The sequence below is a fragment of the uncultured Tenacibaculum sp. genome, from assembly GCF_947502995.1.
In the GTDB taxonomy this organism is placed as follows: Bacteria; Bacteroidota; Bacteroidia; order Flavobacteriales; family Flavobacteriaceae; genus Polaribacter.
The window spans coordinates 1-19,011 of the sequence record NZ_CANNBW010000012.1 but is presented as its reverse complement, the minus strand read 5'-3'; the positions used below and the strand labels follow the sequence as shown (position 1 = coordinate 19,011).

The window sequence follows — 19,011 nt, the reverse complement described above, 5'->3', positions numbered from 1 at the left end:
AAAGATAAATGAGTTAATTTGTAGCGGTGTAACGTAATGATTATGAAAAAAATAGTTACTTGTTTATTACTATGTAGTATTACTAGTTTATTTGGACAAAAGATATTTTTTAATATAGAAAATGATACCATTGGAAGCACTTTTTCGATTCGAAAAGTGACAAATGAAGTGATAAGAAACATCACACTTAAAGAACTAAACTTCGAATTAGAAAAAATAAGTTTAGATGAAGGATATTACTACTTAAAAAAAGAAGATGAAGAAGTAGTTCTGTATATAAAACCAGAACATGAACTTACTATAAAATTTGACTCTGAAGATTTTAGAAATTCAATGGAGTTTTCTGGTAAAGGAGCTTCAATCAATAAGTTTTTATCAGAAAAAAACGCTTCGCGTTTAAATGGAAATGCTAATACAAGAAAGTATTTCGATCGTGAATTTTATGAAGGAGATGAAAATGCGTATCTCCGTAAAATCGACGGATATTACAAAGGTCTCTATGGAATTTTATTTTCTGGAAATTTAGATAAAGATTTTGTTGATGAAGAAATGAAAAATCTTCAGTTTGGTTATTCTTTAGATTTACTAAGGTTTGAAGACGCCAAATCTTTCTATCAATTTAAAGACAGTATTTATCCTTCAAAAAGGTTTTTAGAACCACTAAGTCATATTCATTTCGATACCGATCATCTTTTTGAAAAATACAACTCTTACGCAGAGTTAAGTATTCTAAAATGGCGAAAAGATCTTGAAAATGCGGAGAATCTAAAAATGATGCGAGATATCTTATCGTCAATTCGTACTGACGCTTTAAAACAAGGTGTTTTAGAGAGTTTATTTGAATTAATGAGTAAAGACACTCCAAAAAGAACAAGAGACTATTACAGCTTAATTAAATCGAATTCTTCTACACTAGAATTAATTGCTGAGGCAAGAGTGAAATATGATGAGGTTCGTTTGGTAGAAGCGTCTAAAAATTTATCTAAGTTCGATTTTCTAACAGAAAATGAAGAGGAAGTAAAACTTTCAGAATACAAAGGCAATTATATTCTAATGAATATTTGGGCTTCGTGGTGTGAAACTTGTGTCGAAGATTTTAAAACCATTGAAAAACTTAAAGATGATTACCACGATTATAATATCGTTTTTGTAAATATTTCTGTAGATAAAAAAGAGGATTTTGAAAAGTGGAAAAGTATCGTTGAAAAAACGAATAAAAAAGGAACACATTTATTTTTCAATGGATCTAAAGGAAAGTTTGTGAAAACCTATAATATTTCTTCTTTTCCAACAGTAGTTTTGTTATCAGACAAAGGAAAAATTTTAAATGATAAATTGAAAATCAATAGTAAAAAAACAAGAAAAATCTTGAATAAGATTTTTATAAAGTAAAATTATAGTAGTTAAAAGTCATTCCTTAATTTTGCAGGGAATGCACATAGATTATATACTTCAAATAGGTGAATTTCACACCAATCATTGCGAAGACTTTTTACTTATTGAGAATACAGCTGATCATGAAAGATTAGTGGCTGTTTTTGATGGTTGCTCATCTGGAAATGAGTCTGTTTTTGCCTCAATTTTATTCGGGAAATTATTAAGAAACATCAGTAAAAAAGAGTTCCACAAAGACTTTATCACAAAAGAAAAAACGAAATTATCGGATAAATTATATACTATTTCCGAACAATTTTTTAATGAACTAAAAGTAATTAAAAACCTATTAGATCTAGATGTTTATGAACTACTTTCTACTCTAATTTTGGCTATTGTAAATACAAAAACAAAAGAAACAGAAATTTTAATAGCTGGAGATGGCTTAGTTACTGTTAATCAAAAACATTATGATTTTGAAAGTAATGATAAACCAAACTATTTAGCATATCATTTAAAAGATTCTTTCCATAATTGGTATCATAATCAAACACAAAAAATTACGGTTCCTAATTTTAAAACGCTTAGTTTAGCCACAGATGGAATTTTTGCTTTTAAAAACTTAAAAAATAGCAAAGCGCATAAGTCTGAAGATGAAATTATTAGTTTTCTCTTACATGAAGAAAAGTCAATGACATTAAAGTCGAAAATTAAGATTTTAGAAAGAAACTTTGATTATGTTCCTACAGATGATATTGCGATTATTAAAATAGAAAGTTACACAAATGAATAACTCACATTTTAAAAAAGTTTTAGGCTTACTTTTAGCTACTTTTTTTATTAGTACCTCGGGAGTTTTAGGTCGATATATTGCCATGCCTTCTGAAGTAATTATCTTTTTTAGAGCAGCTTTTGCTATGGTAATTTTGTTTGTGTTTTTACAAATTAAAAAAGAACCGTTATCGTTAAAATCTAAAAGTCATTTTTTACCATTTCTTATCGCAGGTGTTTTCATGGGAATCCATTGGATTACCTATTTCTATGCATTAAAATTGTCTAATGTTGCAGTAGGAATGTTGTCTTTGTATACATTCCCTGTTCTTATTGCTTTCTTAGAACCGGTTTTTTTAAAGGTGAAGTTCAATCCGATTTATATTGTTCTAGGGGTTTTAGTTTTACTCGGATTATACATTTTATCACCAGATTTTACTTTTGAAAACACAACCGTTCAAGGTATGATTTTCGGAGTAATTTCAGCATTGTGTTATGCCATTCGAATTTTGATTTTAAAACGTTATGTTAGTCAGTATAACGGTGTAGTTTTAATGTTTTATCAAACCGTAATTATTTCAGTTTGCCTCTTCCCTACACTATTTTTTATGGATATTTCTGGTGTACAAAGTCAGTTGCCATATTTACTATTGTTGGCTTTTTTAACTACAGCAATCGGACATAGTTTAATGGTGTATTCTCTCCAGTTTTTTACAGCATCAACTACGAGTATTATTAGTAGTGTACAACCAATTTTCGGAATTATTCTAGCATTCATTTTCTTACATGAAATTCCAAATATGAATACATTAATCGGTGGAAGTTTAATTTTAGCAACCGTTGTTATTGAAAGTATTCGAAGTAAGAAAAAGTAAACACGAATTATCGCATAGTTACATCTTCATAATTTCGTCTAACAAAGTCCAACGCACTTTCAAGAACTTCCCCCATGTTTTTACTCTTTTTAAAAGAAATATCTTTCGTAAAATCATGAATCTGCATTTTTAACTGTTCGATGTTTGCATCATTAGAAATTTCATCATTTTTCATACAGAAAATCAATTCATTTAAACGATCTTCAGAAGATAAAATACGTTTAGCTACAATCGATCTTTCTTCCAGCTTATATTGCTCAATAGAATTTTCTTGAAGCTTATCTCCTACCAATTGTACCATCGGGTAATTTTCTTTAAAAAACTGCGGATAATACACTTTAAATTTTCCTTCAAAGCATTGCTGATCAAAGTCAATTGCTCTAATTTTATATACCACACTATCAAAATCGTGGGTAGGAACAATCACATAATTGTAAGAACGCATATCACCTAATAAACGAATCATACAACGTTCATTAAACTTTACAAACTCTTTGGCAATTTGAGATTTTTGAGGTTCAGTACAACTCGGTAAAATTTCTTTAATAAATGTATCTCCAGGAATTCCTGCAATATGTTCTTCAATTAAAGTGTCTTTATACACCAAAAAGTTAAGATTGTATGGCGATAAAATATGCTCTAATTCTAAACCATAAACACGTGAAGCATCTGTTTTTTTTACGTAGAAATAGGTGTAATTATCATTTAAAACGTTTCTCACTTTCACACGGAAAGGTTTTGAGTTTCCAAAAGTACAATAATCAACAGCATCGATATTTAAATACTGAATATTGTCTTCGTTACCGTTGGAGTGTAAAATGTTGTAGACTTTCTTCAAACTCAAATCAATTTCTTGTCGGTCGAATTCAGAGAAATAAACACGCACCCAAAGTGTATCTTCATCGTTCTTATCATACACAACAACAGAGCCTTGAAAACGAAGTAAATCTTCATAAAAAATCGGAATCTTAATATTTCTGCTGTGTTCTATCAAGTAATCATTTAGAAAATGATTGATAGGAAAAGCAGGTTTTTTCTTCGACATTAATTTTTCTTCTGAATGCTCCATTGGGGTGTTTTTTTCAAATGTAAGTATTTTAAATGAAGATTTTTTGGAATAGTATTTGCAACCAAAACGAAAAGCTAAATGACTATGAAAAACTACAAGATTACTATTCCAGAACCTTGCCATGAAAACTGGCAAAAAATGACTCCAAATGATAAAGGAAGATTTTGTGCTTCTTGCTCTAAAACTGTAGTTGATTTTACTAAAAAATCGACAAAGGAAATTCAAGAATATCTTACAGAAAATAAGGGAAAAAGAGTTTGTGGTCATTTCTACAGAAAGCAATTAGATTCTATTGTAATTCAGTTACCAGATACTGTTTTTAATACGAATTTATCATTTCAAAAACTGTTTTTTCTAGCGCTACTTATTGCGATGGGAACAACATTATTTAGTTGTAAAACGGAACATAAAACTCAAAAAATAGAGAAAATAACGTTAATAGACAGTCTCACTAAAGTTGAAAAAACAATAGATTCCTTAGCAGTTTTCAATCCGAAAGATTCTCTTAAAACGAAACCTACTTTTTGTCCCTCACCTCCAGAGAAAAAAGATGACCTTATAATTCTAGGAGATTTACCAATTATAGATAATGGAGAGATTGTTATTGAAACCACTGGAGATGTTGTCGATACAAATTATGTTGAAAGAAGTGATGAAATAGAGCCTGTAGTTGGAATTATAACTCCTGCAGAAGAAAACAAAGAGAAATTCTATTCTTTTCGTTTTGTAGAAAAACAACCAAAATTTAAAGGTGTTGTTAAAAGGGCAAATGAAACATGGGAAAAGAACTTTGAACGAAAGATGAATGAATTTGTAAAAAAAAACTTTGATTTTTCAACTACTCAAAACTTAGGATTATCCCAAGGTAAAAAGAGAATGTATGCTCGAATTACAATTGATAGTTCAGGTATTGTAACTAATATTGAAACTAGAGCACCGCATCCTTCTCTCAAAGAAGAACTCAAAAAACTGTTTGAAAAATTACCTCGATTTATTTCAGGAAAACACAACGGAAAAAATGTAAGTGTTCGCTATACAATTCCAATAACCTTTATTGTCGAGTAACACATTATAAGTACATTTGTAGATAAACAATTGAAATAGAAATTAAAAAGATGAAAATTTTAATCATCACAGGACCACCGTATTCTGGAAAAGGAACACAGTGTGAAATTTTAAAGAATCTTTTAAACTACAAGCACATTTCTACAGGTGATCGTTGTAGATTGGAAAAAGAACAAGGAACCGAAATCGGTAAAGAATTATCCAAGTATGAAAAGAAAGGAGATTTAGTTCCAGATCAAATCATGAAAACATTGTTCAGTCAAATTTTAGATGAAAATCGATCTGAAGAAGGAATTATTTTAGACGGATACCCAAGAACAATTCCACAAATGGACGATCTATTAGCTTTAGTTTCAGAAAAAGGATTGAGTATTGAAAAGGTAATTGATATTGAAGTTCCGAAAGAAGAATTACTACTTCGAGCTAAGAAACGCGCAGAAACTTCAAATCGAGAAGACGATAAAGATCCAGAAACGCATTTAAAACGAATTCGAATTTTCGAAGAAACTACAAAGCCAGCAATCGCTTACATGAAAACAAAGTTAGAAGTGGCAACTTTCGACGGAATGGGTTCAATAGAAGAAATTACAGCACGAATTAAAGCAAGTATATAACAACAAAAAGTCTCTTAAAAAAGAGACTTTTTTTATATTTCAAACATTTTTCCTGGCAAAGGTTTTATAATTCCTCTTAATTCCATTTGAAGTAATAACGACGATAGTTTATATACCGGAATCTCACAATCTAATGCAATAACATCTAAGAGTTGTTTGCCGTTTTTTAATAAATAATCATATACTTTTTGTTCTAATTCATTTAAATTAACGAATAATTCTGTCTGTTTAACAATAGGTTTTTCTTGTACATCCCAATTCAGCATTTTTATTAAATCTTCAGCGGAACTTAACAAATGTGCTTGATTCGATTTTATTAAGTTGTTACAACCTTTACTATAATAATCTGTTACTTTTCCAGGAACTGCAAAAACATCACGATGATAGGAATTAGCAATATCTGCGGTAACTAAAGCTCCTCCCCGTTCAGCAGATTCTATAATAATTGTTGCTTTAGACATTCCAGCTACTATCCTATTCCGTTTTAAAAAGTTTTCACGCATAGGTTGTTCGTTATGCCAAAACTCAGAAATAATTCCACCATTATTCATGATTTTCGGTAAAAACTGTTTGTGTCTTTTCGGATAAATCTCATTAAGTCCGTGAGCCAAAACAGCGATATTTTGTAAATCACAATCAATAGCTGCCTGATGTGCGCAAATATCAACACCATAAGCAAGCCCGCTTACAATCAAAGGATTGTACTTAGCAATATCTTCGATGAAATTTCTACAGAACTCTCTTCCATAGTTTGTCATATTTCGAGTACCAACAATTGAAATAATGCGATCAGTTTTCCAATTTAATTTTCCGTCATAAAAAAATAGTAATGGAGCATCTGTACAATTTTGTAGATTCTTAGGATAATCAGCATCGAAACAATACGAATAAGAAATATTCTGTTTTAGAATATATTCAAGTTCTTTGGCGGCTAATAGATGTGTTTTTTCATTGAGAAGATGTTGAACAATGTACTCTCCTATTCCATCGATTTTAAGTAAAGCAGATTTTTTTTCTTTAAAAATTTGCGATGCAGATCCCAGCGTGCGTATCAATTTTTTTGATATAATATCACCAACTTTTGGTGTTGACTGTAAACGCAATACAGCCAATAGTTCTTTTTCTAGCATTTTCTTTTTCTTAATTTAGAAGACCAAAATTTTAAAAAATCTAGTCTACTAAACACAAATATACTTTTTTTAAATCAACAAAAAAGTTAACTTTGTACTTATGATGATGAGAAGCTACATAAAGGAATTATTATATCGTTACGATTGTGTAATCGTTCCGAACTTTGGAGGATTTGTTACAAACACAACTACAACTCAGTTAGTTGATGGTGTTTTTTACCCACCTACAAAGAAGATTTCTTTTAATGCTCAGTTGCAACATAACGATGGTTTGTTAGCAAATGAAGTAGCTTCGATTTTAAATATTTCATTTGAAGAAGCTGTAGCTAAAATTTCTGAGACTGTTACTGAATGGAAAACAGCTTTAAAAGTTGGAGCTTTAGAAATTAATGAAGTAGGTACTTTAGTCTTAAATGAAGAAGATCAATTAGTATTTAAACCAGAAAGTACTACAAACTTCCTTACGAGTTCTTTTGGTTTCTCATCTGTGAGTTATCCTATAATTGAAAAAGAAGAAAAAGTAATACCATTACCAACGGTTACTTCTTTTGATGAAGAGCAAATTACAGAAGAAGAACAAACTACAAATAAGCCATTTAGAATTACTAAATACGCAGCAGCGGCTGCAATACTTTTAGCTGGTGCGGCTGTATTTCAACAATTTGCACCTAAAAGTAACCTTGATAATTTAGTAGCAGAACAAAATTTAGTAGAAGAGAAAATTCAGAAAGCTACTTTTGTTATTGATGATAAATTACCAACAATAAGTTTAGACATTACTAAGGAAAATAAGGAAACTGTTTTCATTATTGCAGGAGCTTTTCAATTAGAAGAGAATGCAGAAAAGAAAATAGCAGAATTAAAGCAAAAAGGATATAGTAATGCTAAGATTATTGGAAAAAATCAATGGGGTCTTACTCAAGTTTCTGTAGCTAGTTATTCTTCTAAAGAAGCTGCAAAAGAAGCTATTGAAACTATTCGAGAGCAAGCATCTAAAGATGCTTGGATTCTTGTAAAGTAAATCCTATATTTTCTTGATTAAATTTAAAATCCTTTCTTAGGGTTTAATTATCTTTGCGGCAAATTTTAGAGATGGAAGCTAAAACACCACAACAATCAAAAACAGTACTTACAGATTTAGTATTACCAGGAGAAACGAATTATTTAGATAATCTTTTCGGAGGAGAATTATTAGCTCGTATGGATAGAGCATGTAGTATTGCTGCTCGTCGTCATTCTCGAAGAATTGTTGTAACAGCTTCTGTAAATCACGTAGCATTTACCAAGTCAGTTCCAGTTGGAAGTGTAGTTACTTTAGAAGCTAAGGTTTCTAGGGCTTTTACATCGTCTATGGAGGTTTTTGTTGATGTTTGGATAGAAGACCGTCAATCTGGTGAAAAAACGAAAGTAAATGAAGGTATTTATACGTTTGTAGCCGTAGATGAAACAGGTAAACCTGTACCAATTCCTAAAATTAAACCAGAAACTGAGTTAGAACAACAACGTTTTGATGGAGCTTTACGAAGAAAGCAATTAAGTTTAATTTTAGCAGGAAAAATGCAACCAAAGGAAGCTACAGAACTTAAAGCTTTGTTTGATTAGGTTTCGTAATTTTATCTATTTCACCATTTTCTGAGAGCATAATTGCTATAGATCTTGTTTTTTCAAACTGAGAGAACACGATAATCATTATTACAGTGATAGGAACTGATAATACCATTCCTGTTATTCCCCATATTTTGCCCCAAACAGATAAAGATAAAATAGTTACTAAAGGGCTTAAGTTTAAAGATTTACCAAACAAGCGAGGTTCGATTACATTTCCTACAACTACTTGAATTATTCCAACAGCAACGGTAATAATTAAGAACGGAGTAAAATCTCCAAACTGCAATAAACTAAATATTGCAGGGAAAAGTGTACCTATTAACGAACCTACGGTCGGAATGTAGTTTAATAAGAAGATTAGAAAGGCCCAAAACGGCGCACTATCTACACCAACAAAAAGTAAAACAAAGTAGCTTAAAACACCCGTTAAAATGCTTACATAGGTCTTTAATCGTAAATAATTAGAAATAGAATCTTCTATTTTATCAATCATTGTTTGAATACTCTCGTAATTATTATTTCTACTGAAGACCATATAGATCTTTTTTACAAAAGAACGTTCTTCAAGAAATAAGAATAAAGCATAAATGATAATCATAAACGTGTCTCCTAATATTCCGCTTACACCATTGGCAACATCACCAAGAACAGATCCGTAATTAAAATCTCCAACTACGGATTTTATCGATGTTAAAAGATCTACATTCAAATAATTACCTAAATCTGTGATAATTCGCTCGATATTAGGTTCATATTTTGTGTATGATTCTGTAACATCTGTTACACTATTGGTTACAATTTCTGAAATAAAACCAAAGGCTAAAATAATTATAGAAAACACCAAAATATTACTAATCCACTTTGGGATGAATTTTTCAGCAAAAGGAATTTTATAGATAAGTTTTCTAATTTCTCTTGTAAAAAACCAGAAAATAACAGCAAAAATGAACGGAATTAAAATTCCTTTTCCAATCACTAAAACAGCAATTATTGCTGTTGTAACTATAATAAAATTAGATGCTTTATTCATTTAGTTTGATTTAATCCATCTTGCAGGATCTAGTTTTTGGGTGTTTTTAGACAATACAAAAAGTAATTCAGTTTTTCCTGTAACTCTATTAGTGAATACTTTACCAATTGGAGTTCCTGTAGTAACATTCTGATTATTTTTCACAAAAACAGTTCTAAGATTAGAGTATGTAGTAATATAATCTCCATGCTGAACCATAACACTTTTTGTTCCTTTATCTGTTTTGGTAATACTTAAAACTTTACCATTAAAAATACTCTTTGCATCATCTCCTTGTTTACCTCTAATATGCAAACCAGTACCATTAATAGTTATTGATTTGAATGTTGGGTGGGGTTGTTTACCAAATTTTCTAGTAATAACACCATTAATTGGCCAAGGAAGTCTACCTTTATTTTGTTCAAATTTGGCTTTTAAAGTTTTTTCAGCTTTAGTTAATAAAAACTCTCCTTTCTTTGCTTTCCCTTTCTTTCCTTTATTAGCCTTTGCAATAGCAGCTCTAATAATTCGATCTATTCTTTTAGCTACTGCCCTTTCTTCTCTAATTTTTTTATTTAATTGTCGCTTATACTTACTTTCTTGATTTTTAATTTTACTAACTAACTCTTCTTGTTCTTCTTTTTCGCTTTCTATTCTGTTTTTCTGGTTAGTTTCTGTATTAATTAAAACTTTTTTCTGATTCTTTTTTTTAGTTAAAGAATCATTTAAGCGTTCTATTTCTTTAGTTTTATATATAATTTTTTGAGCTTGTTTTTTTCTAAAACTTTTATACTGCTCAATATATTTTATTCTTTTATAAGCTTGTAAGAAATCTTCAGAAGATAGTAAAAACATGGTTTTACTTTGCTGTGATTTACTCTTGTATGATTTAAAAACCATATCAGCATAATCGGCTTTTAAATTTTTTAGTTCTGTATTGTTTACAGTTATTTTCTTTTCGTTTTGCTTAATTTCTTTATTTAATTCTTCTGTTTCTAACCGAATTGTTTCAATAAGTTGTTCACGAACAGTAATTTTCTGACTTAAATCTTTTAAGTCATCTAAAGCATTTGTTTTTTCTTTTTTGGTTTCAAAGAGTAATGAATTGATCTTTTTTATGTCCTTATTTATCTTTTTACGGCGTTTTTCAAGCTCTTTTCTTCCTTGTGCATGAGATGAAAGAGAAACACATAAAAAACTTAAAATAGATATGTAAAAAAGCTTTTTCACTATAATTTAATTTCTTTATATCCAGATGGTATTCTGAATGGCATTTCTAAATTAGTATTGAAGTTAATAGATCTAACTTCTATATTAATGTTGGTAAATTTATTCTTCTCTTTAGCTGTAATTACAGTTCTTTTAGGAAATAATAAATCATCCTTTTTAATATAATCAGTATAATCAATATCTAATCGCTGTTCTTTTAATTGATTAACTAAATATTGTTTTTTTAATTTATAGTGATCGGGGTGTATTTGATAAAAAATATCAAATAATAAAGGTTGTTTTTTAGGATGAAGTTGATAAGAGCGATTTACAATATCAACTTTTTGTTTATTCTCAGATATATCTAGAACGGCCTGACCCAGTAACATATTTTGAAGTTGTTTGAAATTAACATCAAAACCTAAAAGTTTTTTTAGCATACTAAAATCACCTTCAAAATAATTTTTCTTGTATGGCGAGTAAAAACTCACTTTTTCTGGAGTTATTTTAGCTTTAAAAACAGTAATAATTTTAGTTCCTTTTAACCAAATAACTTCATCTTTTTTGATTTTCATTTTTACTGAAAAACCAATATCTTCTTTTTTGTCTTTGTACTTAACTTTTAATTTTGCGTCGATGGTATTTCCTTCAAAATTAGAAGCTAAATGCCTTTTAACTACTTTTCTTGCAGATAAGTTTTTTATCGCAGAAGTGCTTGTAGTTTCTTTAGTAGATTTACAAGAACTTAAAGTTGCGATAATTAATGTGGTAAGTATAAAGTATACTTTTTTCATTGATTACTTAATTTTTTTCTGGTATTTGTTAATGTTTTTGGTATCTCCAGTTCCTTTGTAAGCTTTTAATAACTCTACATAAAACTTTTGTTCCATTTTTCTGTCATCAATAACAAAATCAATACCATTTTTAAGTGTTTCTATAGCTTTTTTAAATTGTTTAGTATTATTTAACGCAATGCCATTCATAAGATATACCAAAGGTTGTGCAGGAAATAAGCCTAAACCTTTTTCACTATATAAAAGTAAATCTTTATTGCTCTTGTTTTTTTCAAGTTGTTTTAAAAGAGAAGTTAAGTTTTTAAACGATTTATCTTTGTTAAATGCAGTTTGTAAATCTTCTTTTACAATAGGTTTTTTAATCGAACGCTTAATTTTGTTAACTTTCTCCAATTGATTTTTTAATCTACGTAAACGACCATCTAAAAGTTTTGCTTTTTCTAAATCGTTAAGAAGTTTTTTTGCTTTAGATCTTTCATTATTCATCAAATAAAGAAAAGCTAATTCTCTTCTTTTCTTAGGGAATTTTTCTCCTATTTTTTCTTGAATTTCAATAGCCTTATCAAAATGACCAGATTTCCTGTATACTTTAACCAAGTGTTCACGAATCCAAAGATTTTCAGGATCTTTAGTTAATGCTTGATTTGCATATTCTGTAGCTTCAGGAATTTTCTTTAATTCAAAATAGTTTTTAGAAAGCTCGAAAAGTACTGCTTTATCATCGGGGATGATTGTATTACATTCTTCTAATTGTTGTATTGCTTTTTGATGATTGTTTATAGCTTTAGAAGTTATAGCATCAAAAAACAATTGCTCAAATTCAATTAGCTTTTTTTCAGAAACAGAAGCTTCTAATACAAGACTGTCTTGAGCATAAGTTTGAGAATTAGTAAAAAACAAAAAGGAGAGGAGAAAAGGTAAGATTTTAAATGCCTTTTTATACTCTCCTAAAGTTTCTATTTTATGTAAGTTCTGTATAATCACCGATACTTATTGATGTGAATTTTCCATTAAATTTAGCAAAATTACCAATCATAGCATTATCAAAATTGGCATTACTTATTTGCACATTCGTTTGAATTAAAGAATTTGTTATCGTAGCGTTTTCTACTACACTATGTTCTCCGATAGATACATAAGGACCTATTTTTGTATTCTTCAGCACAACATTTTTACCTACATAACAAGGTTGAATAATTTCTGAGTTTTCTAATACAACATCATCAGAAACTAAGTTATTTCCATCTGCAGCTTCAAATCCTAATACTTGTTTGTTAGTATCAACAGTTGGATCTTTTTTACCGCAATCCATCCATGCGTCTACTTTACCAGGTATAAATTTAGCACCTTGTTGCTTTAAAGATTCTAAAACATTTGTTAATTGATATTCATTGTTTTCTTTTAAATCATTATCAATTAAATATTGAATTTCTTCTTTAACTTTATCTCCGTCTTTAAAGTAGTAGATTCCAATAATTGCTAAATCAGATACAAATTCTTTAGGTTTCTCAACAAAATCTGTAATAAATCCGTTGTCTAGTTTTACAACACCAAAAGCGCTTGGATCTTCAACTTGTTTTACCCAAATAGCTCCATCAGCATTTGTGTCTAAAGTAAAATCAGCTTTAAATAAAGTATCAGCATAAGCTACAACACACGGTCCGCTTAAAGATTCTTTAGCACAATAAATAGCATGCGCAGTTCCTAGAGCTTCTTCTTGAACGTAAACCGAACCTTTTGCTCCTAAATTATTAGCAATTTCGATTAGTTTTTGTTTAGTATCAGAAGGAAAACCTTTTTTAGCAGGTCCGATAACAAAAGCGATTTCTACTATTTGTTGATCAATTACTTTGCTTATATCTTCAACTAAACGTTGTACAATAGTTTTTCCAGCTATAACCGTTAAAGGTTTTGGAGTGGTAAGAGTATGAGGGCGTAAGCGTGAGCCAACACCAGCCATAGGAACAATAATCTTCATTTAATTCTTCTAGTTTTTTACTATCGCAATATACTATATTAATTTTTTTGATGTAAGGGTTAAATTCCTTTAGGAATAGCACTTATTAGAGCCTTAGTATATTCTTTTTTGGGATTAGTGTAAATTTCATCTGCATCACCAATTTCTTCAATTTGCCCAGCATTCATTACAATAAGTTGATCAGACATATATTTTACAACTGATAAGTCATGAGATATAAAAATGTAAGTGAAATTATATTTCAGTTTTAATTCGTTTAATAGATTTAAAATTTGAGCTTGAACAGAAACATCTAAAGCAGAAACAGATTCGTCGCAAATTAATAATTTAGGTTGTAAGGCAATTGCTCTAGCGATTCCAATTCTTTGACGCTGTCCACCAGAAAATTCATGTGGATATCTATTATAGTGAGTAATATCTAAACCAACGTTTTTAAAAAGTTCTAAAACATAATCTTTTCTTTCTTTTTTATTAGATAGAATTTTATGAACAGTCATTGGTTCTAAAATCGCTTCGCCAACTGTTTTTCTTGGATTTAATGAAGAAAAAGGATCTTGAAAGATAATTTGAATATCCTTTCTCATTAGTTTTAATTCTTTTGTGTTGAGTTTTGTTATATCTTTTCCTTGATAGAAAATTTCACCATTTGTAGCTTTTTCTAATTGTAAAATAGTTCTAACTAAAGTGGATTTCCCACAGCCTGATTCTCCTACTAAACCTAATGTTTCACCTTGGTATAAAGAAAAAGAAACATTATTTACAGCTTTAACAACATTTGGTTTCGTAAATAAAAATGATTTAGAAATAAATTCTTTTTTAAGATTTTTAACTTCTAAAAAAGGAGTGGTATTGTAAATTTTTTCATGATATGCTTTTCTTTCTTCTTTTGAAAAAACACTGTTTTCCACTGTATCATTAATAAAATCTTTTACTGTTGGTAGCTTTTTTAAACGAACATTTTCTTTGGGTTTAGAGTTGATTAATGCTTTAGTGTAATTTTCTTTCGGGCTTTTGAATACTGAAGTAGTATTTCCGTATTCTACAAGTTCACCTTTGTACATAACAAGAACATCATCTGCAATCTCAGAAACTAAATTCAAGTCATGTGAAATAAAAAGAATACTCATTTGAGTTTCTAATTGTAAGTTTTTTAAAAGTAAAATAATTTCTTTTTGAACAGTAACATCTAAAGCTGTTGTAGGTTCGTCAGCGATTAGTAATTTAGGTTTGCATGCAATTGCCATAGCAATCATTACTCTTTGCTTTTGACCGCCACTAATTTCATGTGGAAAGCTATCGTAAATATGCTTTGGTCTTGGTAATTTTACTTTTTCGAATAAAGAAATTACTTCTTCTCTAATTTCTTGTTTGGATAATTTTGTGTGTAGAGATAAAATTTCTGCAACTTGTTTACCACATGTTATTGTGGGATTTAAAGAGCTCATTGGTTCTTGAAAAATCATAGAAATTTCATTTCCTCTATATTTTTGAAGTTCTTTTTCTGGCAGTGATAATAAATCAGAATTTATAAAATTAATTTGACCGGAAATTTCTGCGCTTTTTGGTAAAAGGCCCATTATTGCTAAAGAAGTTAATGATTTCCCACTTCCGCTTTCACCTACAATTCCTAATATAGAATTAGGTTTTATTTTGAAATTAAGATTGTTAATTACTTTAGTTCCTTTGAATGAAATTGAAAAATCCTTAATTATAACCATAAAAAAACGTCTAAAAATATTGTATTGTTAAAAAACAGGGGTTAACTCTATCTATTTTAAATAATTAACCTTGTTTTTTTTGGATTAAAATAAAAAAAAATTATATTTGGCGCACTATTAACAAAATTTTAAGGTTTAGTTTAAGTTTATTTTAACATCTGAACCTTATATTTTATAACCCTTCAAAATGAAAAACAAATACTTTCCAAAAGTATTGCTTTTCGCTGGATTGTTGTCTTTTGGTTTACAATCTAATGCACAAAACGAAAAGCAAATTAAGGAGATTCAAAGTCGGTACAATCTGACGAAACTTCAAACAATAGAGAAATCTATTGAATCTAGAGAAAATTCACAACGAAAAGAAGCTATTAGAATAGCAAAACAAAAAGGATGGAAAACATCTCTTACAACTAAAGATGGTAGGTTTTTACAATTACAAAGAGTTGTAAACGATGTACCTGTTTATCTTACTACTTTTAATGTAGATGCTGCAAGATCTACAAGAACAAATCATTTAAACAACGGAGGTTCATTAGGTTTAAACTTAATGGGTCAAGGTATGACTGCTCACGTATGGGATGGTGGTATTGCTAGAGCTTCTCACCAAGAATATGATGGAGCTGGAGGTAATAACCGTTTTTCTGTTGGAGATGGAAGCTCAACATTAAATTTTCATGCTGCTCACGTAACAGGAACAATTATCGCTTCTGGTGTTCAAGCAGATGCTAAAGGTATGGCTCCACATGCAAAAGCTGTTGGTTATTTTTGGGATAATGATCAGTCTGAAGCTACTAATGCTGCTGCTAACGGGATGTTAGTTTCTAACCACTCTTATGGTTTTGCTGCAAGAAACCCTAACACAGGTCAGGTTCAATTACCTCAATATTTCTTTGGAGGTTATATTGATGAGTCTCGTGCTTGGGATGAAATTATGTTTAATGCACCAAACTATTTAATGGTAGTTGCTGCTGGTAACGATGGAAATGACAATACAGCAAACTCTAACCCAACAGGAGGTTCTGGATGGGATAAATTAACAGGTCATTCAACTTCTAAAAATAATTTAGTAGTAGCTAATGCGCAAGATGCTAATGTAGATGCTAGTGGAAATTTAATTTCTGTGTCTATTAATAGTTCAAGTAGTGAAGGACCAACAGATGATTTCCGTATTAAACCAGATATTACAGGTAATGGTACTGGAGTTTATTCTACGTATCATAATAGTAATACAGCTTATAATTCTATTACAGGTACATCAATGGCTTCTCCAAACGTAGCTGGTTCTATGATTTTATTACAACAACATTATAATAATGTAAACGGTAATTTCATGAGAGCTGCTACTTTAAAAGGATTAGCACTTCATACAGCTGATGATGCTGGTGCTTCTGGTCCAGATGCTGTTTTCGGATGGGGACTTTTAAATGCTAAAAGAGCTGCTGAAACAATTACTGCTAATGGAGCTGCTTCTAAAATTGAAGAATTAACATTAACTTCTGGTCAAACATATACAATTACTGTAGATTCTGATGGAACTAGTCCTTTATTAGCTTCTATTTCTTGGACAGATAGACCAGGTACTGCTGTGACTACAGTAAATTCTACTACACCAGTATTAGTAAATGATTTAGATATTAGAGTTTCTAAAGGAAGTTCTGAATTTTTACCATATGAGTTAACTGGACCAACGTCTAGTGCTAAAAGAGATAATAATGTAGATCCATTCGAAAGAGTTGATGTTGCTAATGCTTCAGGATCATATACAATTACAGTAACACATAAAGGGAGTTTAACTGGTGGTAGCCAAGCTTTCTCTTTAATCGTTACTGGTGTAACTGGAACTCCAGCAGTTTGTAATGCTACTACTCCTACAGGAGTAAATGTAAATGGAGTTTCTCAAACAGGAGCTACAGTAAACTGGTCTGCAGTTGCTGGAACTACTTACGATGTTAGATATAGAGTTGCTGGAACTACTTCTTGGACAACTAGTGCTGTATCTGGTACATCTTTAGATTTATCAGGTTTAACTGCTGCTACTCAGTATCAAGTACAAGTACGTAGTAAGTGTCCTGATGGTACAAATTCTTCTTACAGTTCTTCTACTACATTTACAACTAATGCACCTGCTGCTTGTCAAGCTTTACCTTATAGTGAAAGTTTTGAAAGTAATGATGGTTGGACTCAAGTTGGTGGTGATGATGGTGACTGGGTAAGAGATAGTGGAGGTACTCCTTCAAGTACAACAGGACCAAGTTCTGGAGCTGATGGGTCTTTCTATATGTTCTTAGAAGCTTCTACTAATGGAAGTACTGGACAAATAGGAAACAATGCTACTGCTATTTTAGAAAGTGGATGTTTTGATTTATCTGGAAAATCTTCAGCTACATTTACATTCCAAAATCATATGTATGGTACAAACATGGGATCTTTAAAAGTTCAAGTTTCTTCTAATGATGGAGCTAGCTGGACTGATGTTTGGAATCAATCAGGAAACCAAGGTAACCAATGGAATGCTGCTTCTGTAGATTTAGCTAGTTACTTAGGCGCTACTATTAAATTAAGAATTGTAGGTACAACTGGAAATGGATGGAGAAGTGATGTTGCAATTGATGATTTAGCATTAACTGCTGTTAATGCTGGAACAGATACTCAAGCGCCTTCTGCTCCTTCTAATGTACAAGCATCAAGTATTACACAAACAACAGCTACAGTTAGTTGGTCTGCTTCTACAGATAATGTAGGTGTAACGGCTTACGAAGTATTCCAAGGATCTACTAGTTTAGGAACAGTTACAGGTACTTCTGCAAACTTAACAGGTTTAACTGCTGGTACTTCATATACAATTTCTGTTAGAGCTCAAGATGCCGCTGGAAATGAATCAGCTGCTGGTTCGGTAACATTTACAACGGATAGTGATACGCCTACACCAGTTAATTATTGTGCTTCTAGTGGTAATAGAACTCAATTTGAATGGATTGATAATGTAGAGTTAGGTGGAATTGCAAATGCTACAGGTGCTGGAAGTGGTTATTCAGACTTTACTTCTCAAGTTGGTACTTTAGCTAGAGGTAGTTCAAATAGTATGATTGTAAGTGCAGGATTCTCTGGTCAAGCTTATACAGAATTCTGGGCAGTATGGATTGATTTCAACAGAAATGGAACATTTGAAGATAGTGAAAAAGTAGTTTCAGGTTCTTCTTCTAGTGCAAATAACTTATCTGCAACTGTAGATGTGCCTTCTAGCGCTGTTTTAGGACAAACTAGAATGAGAGTATCTATGAAGTACAATGCTGCTCAAACTGCTTGTGAGAACTTCGCTGATGGTGAAGTTGAAGATTATACAATTAATATTGTAGCTTCTACAGCAAGTTCAAGTTTATTTACAACATTTAATGATGCTGAAGCGTTAGGTAACGAAGAAGCTATAAATGTAGCTACTTATCCTAATCCAGCAACTAGTTTTGTTGAAGTAAAAATAAATACTAAAGGAGCTGCGTTAAGTTCATATAGAATTGTTAACACAATTGGACAAACTGTTCAAAATGGTGAATTAACAAATGGAAGAATTAATGTTTCTAAATTAAACTCTGGTATGTATATACTTGAAGTTAGTATAGGAGATAAAAAATTAAACACTAAATTGGTTAAAAGATAAACCCTTCAATTATTTACAACCAATCATAAAGCTCAAACTTTTGTTTGAGCTTTTTTTTGTTTTATTGTCCCGTCCTGAAATAAGTTTACACAATTTAGACTTATTTTATGAATAACACTGTACCCAAGAAAAAGCGAACTCA

The 19,011-nt window shown here is 30.6% G+C and carries 16 protein-coding genes; 8 read left to right on the top strand and 8 right to left on the bottom strand.

The features are described 5' to 3' along the window. The first annotated feature begins 42 nt into the window (after positions 1–42). The 3 genes from Q1A46_RS11030 to Q1A46_RS11020 are packed head-to-tail and all read left to right on the top strand — an operon-like array spanning position 43 to position 3,020. Positions 43–1,392 carry a TlpA disulfide reductase family protein gene (locus tag Q1A46_RS11030; RefSeq protein ID WP_299678170.1) on the top strand — a complete coding sequence of 450 codons (1,350 nt, stop codon included), beginning with the start codon at positions 43–45 and terminating at the stop codon, positions 1,390–1,392. A 40-nt stretch (positions 1,393–1,432) separates the two neighbouring features. Continuing rightward, entirely contained in the window at positions 1,433–2,167 is a 735-nt protein-coding gene (locus tag Q1A46_RS11025) for a protein phosphatase 2C domain-containing protein (protein WP_299678167.1), read from the top strand. Then, complete coding sequence (locus tag Q1A46_RS11020; protein ID WP_299678164.1) at positions 2,160–3,020, top strand: DMT family transporter; 861 nt, start codon at positions 2,160–2,162, stop codon at positions 3,018–3,020. The genes Q1A46_RS11025 and Q1A46_RS11020 overlap by 8 nt, the downstream gene beginning before the upstream one ends. A 7-nt stretch (positions 3,021–3,027) precedes the next feature. Here Q1A46_RS11020 and Q1A46_RS11015 read toward each other — a convergent pair whose 3' ends face one another. Next, a complete protein-coding gene (locus Q1A46_RS11015; protein ID WP_299619211.1) occupies positions 3,028–4,089 on the bottom strand; it encodes a hypothetical protein in 1,062 nt (353 codons plus the stop codon). Positions 4,090–4,173: 84 nt separating this feature from the next. Between Q1A46_RS11015 and Q1A46_RS11010 the strand changes: the two genes are divergently transcribed. Next, the gene (locus Q1A46_RS11010) at positions 4,174–5,154 is read left to right on the top strand and encodes a hypothetical protein (RefSeq protein WP_299678161.1); all 981 of its coding nucleotides are present in this window, start codon (positions 4,174–4,176) and stop codon (positions 5,152–5,154) included. A 50-nt stretch (positions 5,155–5,204) separates the two neighbouring features. Beyond that, positions 5,205–5,768 carry a nucleoside monophosphate kinase gene (locus Q1A46_RS11005; RefSeq protein WP_095068722.1) on the top strand — a complete coding sequence of 188 codons (564 nt, stop codon included), beginning with the start codon at positions 5,205–5,207 and terminating at the stop codon, positions 5,766–5,768. A gap of 32 nt (positions 5,769–5,800) precedes the next feature. On the opposite strand, the gene dprA is transcribed toward Q1A46_RS11005, so the two are convergent. Then, entirely contained in the window at positions 5,801–6,898 is a 1,098-nt protein-coding gene (dprA, locus tag Q1A46_RS11000) for a DNA-processing protein DprA (protein ID WP_299678143.1), read from the bottom strand. Positions 6,899–7,004: 106 nt separating this feature from the next. On the opposite strand from dprA, the gene Q1A46_RS10995 reads away from it, so the two are divergent. Together Q1A46_RS10995 and Q1A46_RS10990 are read left to right on the top strand one after the other, a co-directional pair. After that, positions 7,005–7,919 (top strand): SPOR domain-containing protein, encoded by a 915-nt coding sequence (locus Q1A46_RS10995; protein ID WP_299678140.1) that lies wholly within the window; start codon positions 7,005–7,007, stop codon positions 7,917–7,919. 71 nt (positions 7,920–7,990) lie between these two features. Beyond that, complete coding sequence (locus Q1A46_RS10990; RefSeq protein WP_299678137.1) at positions 7,991–8,500, top strand: acyl-CoA thioesterase; 510 nt, start codon at positions 7,991–7,993, stop codon at positions 8,498–8,500. Here Q1A46_RS10990 and Q1A46_RS10985 read toward each other — a convergent pair. The 6 genes from Q1A46_RS10985 to Q1A46_RS10960 are packed head-to-tail and all read right to left on the bottom strand — an operon-like array spanning position 8,481 to position 15,214. Next, the gene (locus tag Q1A46_RS10985; protein ID WP_299678134.1) at positions 8,481–9,536 is read right to left on the bottom strand and encodes an AI-2E family transporter; all 1,056 of its coding nucleotides are present in this window, start codon (positions 9,534–9,536) and stop codon (positions 8,481–8,483) included. The genes Q1A46_RS10990 and Q1A46_RS10985 overlap by 20 nt on opposite strands. Next, the gene (locus tag Q1A46_RS10980) at positions 9,537–10,745 is read right to left on the bottom strand and encodes a murein hydrolase activator EnvC (RefSeq protein ID WP_299678131.1); all 1,209 of its coding nucleotides are present in this window, start codon (positions 10,743–10,745) and stop codon (positions 9,537–9,539) included. Further along, a complete protein-coding gene (locus tag Q1A46_RS10975) occupies positions 10,745–11,518 on the bottom strand; it encodes a DUF4292 domain-containing protein (protein WP_299678128.1) in 774 nt (257 codons plus the stop codon). The genes Q1A46_RS10980 and Q1A46_RS10975 overlap by 1 nt, the downstream gene beginning before the upstream one ends. Before the next feature lie 3 nt (positions 11,519–11,521). After that, positions 11,522–12,502: a lipopolysaccharide assembly protein LapB gene (locus tag Q1A46_RS10970; protein WP_299678125.1), complete on the bottom strand. Its 981-nt coding sequence runs from the start codon at positions 12,500–12,502 to the stop codon at positions 11,522–11,524. Continuing rightward, positions 12,480–13,496, bottom strand: a complete 1,017-nt coding sequence (locus tag Q1A46_RS10965; protein WP_299678123.1) for a sugar nucleotidyltransferase — start codon at positions 13,494–13,496, stop codon at positions 12,480–12,482. Before Q1A46_RS10965 ends, Q1A46_RS10970 begins: the two co-directional genes overlap by 23 nt. Before the next feature lie 59 nt (positions 13,497–13,555). Continuing rightward, entirely contained in the window at positions 13,556–15,214 is a 1,659-nt protein-coding gene (locus Q1A46_RS10960) for an ABC transporter ATP-binding protein (RefSeq protein WP_299678121.1), read from the bottom strand. A 187-nt stretch (positions 15,215–15,401) separates the two neighbouring features. Here Q1A46_RS10960 and Q1A46_RS10955 point away from each other — a divergent pair, with 187 nt between their 5' ends. Further along, the gene (locus Q1A46_RS10955) at positions 15,402–18,869 is read left to right on the top strand and encodes a S8 family serine peptidase (protein ID WP_299678119.1); all 3,468 of its coding nucleotides are present in this window, start codon (positions 15,402–15,404) and stop codon (positions 18,867–18,869) included. The last annotated feature ends 142 nt before the right edge of the window (positions 18,870–19,011 follow it).

Coding starts and splice junctions, on each gene's coding strand:
- Q1A46_RS11030 (WP_299678170.1), top strand. CDS start 43: ATGAAAAAAATAGTTACTTGTTTATTACTATGTAGTATTACTAGTTTA.
- Q1A46_RS11025 (WP_299678167.1), top strand. CDS start 1,433: ATGCACATAGATTATATACTTCAAATAGGTGAATTTCACACCAATCAT.
- Q1A46_RS11020 (WP_299678164.1), top strand. CDS start 2,160: ATGAATAACTCACATTTTAAAAAAGTTTTAGGCTTACTTTTAGCTACT.
- Q1A46_RS11015 (WP_299619211.1), bottom strand. CDS start 4,089: ATGGAGCATTCAGAAGAAAAATTAATGTCGAAGAAAAAACCTGCTTTT.
- Q1A46_RS11010 (WP_299678161.1), top strand. CDS start 4,174: ATGAAAAACTACAAGATTACTATTCCAGAACCTTGCCATGAAAACTGG.
- Q1A46_RS11005 (WP_095068722.1), top strand. CDS start 5,205: ATGAAAATTTTAATCATCACAGGACCACCGTATTCTGGAAAAGGAACA.
- dprA (WP_299678143.1), bottom strand. CDS start 6,898: ATGCTAGAAAAAGAACTATTGGCTGTATTGCGTTTACAGTCAACACCA.
- Q1A46_RS10995 (WP_299678140.1), top strand. CDS start 7,005: ATGAGAAGCTACATAAAGGAATTATTATATCGTTACGATTGTGTAATC.
- Q1A46_RS10990 (WP_299678137.1), top strand. CDS start 7,991: ATGGAAGCTAAAACACCACAACAATCAAAAACAGTACTTACAGATTTA.
- Q1A46_RS10985 (WP_299678134.1), bottom strand. CDS start 9,536: ATGAATAAAGCATCTAATTTTATTATAGTTACAACAGCAATAATTGCT.
- Q1A46_RS10975 (WP_299678128.1), bottom strand. CDS start 11,518: ATGAAAAAAGTATACTTTATACTTACCACATTAATTATCGCAACTTTA.
- Q1A46_RS10965 (WP_299678123.1), bottom strand. CDS start 13,496: ATGAAGATTATTGTTCCTATGGCTGGTGTTGGCTCACGCTTACGCCCT.
- Q1A46_RS10960 (WP_299678121.1), bottom strand. CDS start 15,214: ATGGTTATAATTAAGGATTTTTCAATTTCATTCAAAGGAACTAAAGTA.
- Q1A46_RS10955 (WP_299678119.1), top strand. CDS start 15,402: ATGAAAAACAAATACTTTCCAAAAGTATTGCTTTTCGCTGGATTGTTG.